Origin of the sequence: Pseudanabaena biceps PCC 7429 (assembly GCF_000332215.1) — a bacterium.
Classification (GTDB): Bacteria; Cyanobacteriota; Cyanobacteriia; order Pseudanabaenales; family Pseudanabaenaceae; genus Pseudanabaena; species Pseudanabaena biceps.
This window is the reverse complement of sequence record NZ_ALWB01000305.1, coordinates 1-3,853: the sequence shown is the minus strand read 5'-3', so window position 1 is coordinate 3,853 and position 3,853 is coordinate 1. Positions and strand designations below refer to the sequence as shown.

Annotated in this window: 3 protein-coding genes; all 3 read left to right on the top strand. The window is 43.1% G+C overall.

What is annotated here, in order from left to right; translation table 11 throughout:
• Nucleotides 1–287 precede the first annotated feature (287 nt).
• The 3 genes from PSE7429_RS21330 (at nucleotide 288) to PSE7429_RS21320 (ending at nucleotide 3,715) form a co-directional block, all read left to right on the top strand.
• On the top strand, nucleotides 288–1,370 hold the full coding sequence (locus tag PSE7429_RS21330; protein ID WP_009629447.1) for a hybrid sensor histidine kinase/response regulator: 1,083 nt from the start codon (nucleotides 288–290) through the stop codon (nucleotides 1,368–1,370).
• Between the two features lie 65 nt (nucleotides 1,371–1,435).
• Nucleotides 1,436–2,632 carry a Coenzyme F420 hydrogenase/dehydrogenase, beta subunit C-terminal domain gene (locus PSE7429_RS21325; protein WP_009629446.1) on the top strand — a complete coding sequence of 399 codons (1,197 nt, stop codon included), beginning with the start codon at nucleotides 1,436–1,438 and terminating at the stop codon, nucleotides 2,630–2,632.
• A gap of 243 nt (nucleotides 2,633–2,875) precedes the next feature.
• The gene (locus PSE7429_RS21320; protein ID WP_009629445.1) at nucleotides 2,876–3,715 is read left to right on the top strand and encodes a sigma-70 family RNA polymerase sigma factor; all 840 of its coding nucleotides are present in this window, start codon (nucleotides 2,876–2,878) and stop codon (nucleotides 3,713–3,715) included.
• Nucleotides 3,716–3,853 lie beyond the last annotated feature (138 nt).

The following is a 3,853-nucleotide window of genomic DNA, read 5'->3' as shown; positions in this document are numbered from 1 at the left end:
CTCAAAGCTCGTTTCAAATTATCCCGAACTCACGTTTTTTTAATTCACTGAAGTGTTGTCTCACTTTAGTGAATTGGTATTATACCAATTCACTAAATGGCAACGCCATTTTGGGAATCTCAAAACCTTACGGGGTTTGGTTTTTGATTCACTGAAGTGTTGGCTCACTTCAGTGAATTGGTATAACTTACTTGACTATAGCTATAAAGTAAAAAATAGATTAGAAATAAACCAAAAAATAAACCAAAAAAATAAACTAAAAATAAACTAAAAATAAAAACTAACTCATGACATGCATATTAGTCATCGAAGATGAAGACTTAATTCGTGATTCTCTTGAAGATCTGCTTTCCGTGGAAGGATTTGACGTAATCACCGCTGAAAATGGGGCTGAAGGATTAACTTTTGCCAAGCAAAGACCCCCTGATTTAATTCTTTGCGATGTCATGATGCCAATACTCAATGGTTATGAAGTCCTCCAACAATTACGGCAAGATAAAACACTAAGTACAGTTCCTTTTCTATTTTTGACTTCGATGATGGATCGTCGAAGCAATCGTAAGGGAATGATGTTGGGGGCGGATGACTATTTAGAAAAGCCCTGTACCAAAGACGAGCTACTCGAAGCAATTTCTGTACGTCTTAACAAGCAAAAAGCGATCGATCGCCATATAGAGGAAAAGCTAGAAGCCCTGCGAACGAGTATTACCCTCTCTTTGCCTCATGAATTGCAGACTCCGCTATCGGGGATCATGGGATTGTCAGAATTAATGATGCTCCAAAGCGAAGAGTTACTTCCTGCGGAGGTTTATGAATATTCTGAGGGAATTCACCATTCGGCAGAGCGTCTCTATCGACTCATCCAAAACTATTTGCTCTATAGCCGTTTGATCGTTATGCGATCGCAAGGTCAATCCAAATTCACATCGATATATTCCTGTAGTAGTCACATCACGATCGCCGTGGTAGGCGATCGCAAGGCAAAAATGTATGGTCGTTCGAGTGACCTAGAGATGGATCTTGCCGAGACTGAACTTGCTATTTCATCGGATGATTTGGCGAAGATTGCGGGAGAGTTGATTGACAATGCCTTTAAATATTCTCCTAAGGGCCGTAAGGTTTACATCAGCAGTAAGGTTAGCGAGAAGGCCTGGATATTGAAAATCCAAGATTTCGGGCGAGGGATGAGTACAGTCCAGATTGCCAATGTTGGGGCATTTATACAGTTCAATCGCCAATTTTACGAGCAGCAAGGATTGGGGCTGGGTTTATGTTTAGCGAAAACCTTAGTCGAGTTTTATGGTGGCAGCATCAATATTCAAAGCCAAGAAAATGAAGGCACGAATCTCTGTATCTCGATTCCCCTATAGCTGAGATCGCCCATAACCCAAAAAAGATATGATCTAGGTAGATCCATCTAGTAACAAATACCAAAATGTCCGTCGTTCCATCCCATCGCAGGGCAAAAGGGCTTGCAGATACACAACGCCGCCCCGCCAAAGAGTTATGCAGTGAGTGCGGACTCTGTGATACTCATTACATCCACTATGTCAAAGATGCTTGCGCGTTTATTACACAACATATTGATGAACTAGAAACTCAGTCCCACGGTCGATCGCGCCATCTCGATAACGAGCAAGAACTATATTTTGGCGTGCATCAAGAAATGGTTGCCGCCCGTAAAACTGAACCCATTGAGGGAGCGCAATGGACGGGAATTGTATCGAGTCTAGCGATCGCCATGCTAGAACGGGGTTTAGTTGAAGGTGTAATTTGCGTGCAATCCAGTACCAGCGATCGCTTTACCCCCCAGCCCGTAATCGCCCGTAATCGTGAAGAAATATTGGCGGCTAGGGTCAATAAACCCACACTTTCTCCCAATCTCTCCGTATTAGAGCAGATCGAGCAATCGGGCATGAAAAGGCTATTGGCGATCGGGGTTGGCTGTCAAATACAGGCTTTACGCACGGTGGAAAGTAAGCTTGGTTTAGAAAAGCTCTATGTATTAGGCACACCCTGTACTGACAATGTGACGCGATCGGGCTTACAGAAATTTCTCGATACTACTAGTCGCTCGCCTGAAACCGTCGTGCATTATGAATTTATGCAAGACTTTAATGTCCATTTTAAGCATTCCGATGGTTCGACCGAACAGGTACCTTTTTTTGGACTAAATACGAAAGAACTTAAGGATGTCTTTGCTCCTTCCTGTATGACCTGCTTTGACTATACCAATGCGCTTGCCGATATTGTGGTGGGTTATATGGGTGCAACTTTTGGCTGGCAATGGATTGTCGTTCGTAATGAAACTGGCAAAGAGATGCTGGAGCTAATCAAGGATCAATTGCAAGTGCAACCTGTAATTTCCCAAGGCGATCGACGAGCAGCAGTGCAACAGGGCATCTCCGCCTATGATAATGCGATGACCCTTCCCATCTGGCTGGCTTGGATCATTAGTTTCGTCGTTAATAAGGTGGGACCCAAGGGCTTGGAATATGGCAGATTTTCCATCGATTCCCACTTTGTCCGCAACTTTCTCTACGTTCGGCGCAATTATCCCAAGAAGCTAGAAGCCCATGTTCCCGAATTTGCCAAGCGGATCGTCGCTCATTACCAGTTACCCAAAGTTTAGAAAGTCAAGAATTGATTGGCGGCGCTTCGCGCCGCCAATCAATTCTTGGGGTTTATGTCCTAGTTACTTGGCGAAAGCTACAACACCTAACATACTGTTAGGTGTTAGCAATTTAGATATTTACTAATCCCTAACAACCTGAAAGGTGACCGATCGCTCCGTCAAGCACTAATCTAATCTCATCGAACAAGTAACTTTCTTAAATGACTTGATTAATGGGCTTGATTAGTTCAAGGCAAAACTATGACTACTGCAACCTTCGCCGTTAAATCTAATATTTCTAACCTGTCAGGCAGCATTCATACTCACAAAGTGCGTGAGTTTTCGGCAGCAGACAAAACCACGACCCTCGAACTACTCAATCAATATCGCAAAGCCCCATCAGCATATTTGCGCGATCGCCTTGTACGTTTAAATATCGGACTAGTCAAAAAAGAAGTAACCTTTTGGGCAGATCGTCATTCAGAAATCTATGATGATTTATTACAGGTGGGGTCGATGGGTTTAATTGGAGCCTTAGAACGTTTTGAATTAAATCGTGGTTATGCTTTTAGTTCCTTTGCCGTCCGTTACATTCGCGGCGAAATTCAGCATTATCTAAGGGATAAAAATTCCTCGGTACGCATCCCCCGTCGCTGTTTAGATTTGCAACAGCAATCAGTGCGCGTCATGCAAAAGCTCCGTAATACTTTGCAAAGAGAACCTTCCGCAAGGGAAGTTGCTAATGCTTTAGGCGTTAGCCTGAACGAATGGCAAGAGACAAAACTCGCCTACCAAAATCGCGCTCCCTTAAGTTTAGATGCTCCAATCCGTTCTGAGGAAGACGATTCTGCTTCCATTGGCGATCTTGTTGCCGATCCTAAGAGCAATATGCAAATGCAGCAAGATGAGAAGTTCCGTTTGCAGCAAGCCTTATCTCTATTAGAACAACGCACGAGAGAAATTGTCGAATTCGTATTTATTGAAGATCTACCTCAAAGAGAAGTAGCGAAAATGTTGGGGGTTAGTGCTGTTACGATTTCCCGTCAGCTCAAAAAAGGTTTATCAACTCTACGTGGCGTATTAGAAGCTGAAGCTTGTTAGAAATATAGCTATAGTCATCAAACCCAATAGAGAGTTGCGGCGCGAAGCGCCGCAACTCTCTATTGGGTTTGATTTCCTGATTTAAGTGAATATGGCTATAACTAAGTAGCTAAGCATAAGTAAAATTAAAACCTAGAA

What these genes read in the sequence shown, in the direction of transcription:
- PSE7429_RS21330 (WP_009629447.1), top strand. Translation starts at nt 288, where the DNA reads ATGACATGCATATTAGTCATCGAAGATGAAGACTTAATTCGTGATTCT.
- PSE7429_RS21325 (WP_009629446.1), top strand. Translation starts at nt 1,436, where the DNA reads ATGTCCGTCGTTCCATCCCATCGCAGGGCAAAAGGGCTTGCAGATACA.
- PSE7429_RS21320 (WP_009629445.1), top strand. Translation starts at nt 2,876, where the DNA reads ATGACTACTGCAACCTTCGCCGTTAAATCTAATATTTCTAACCTGTCA.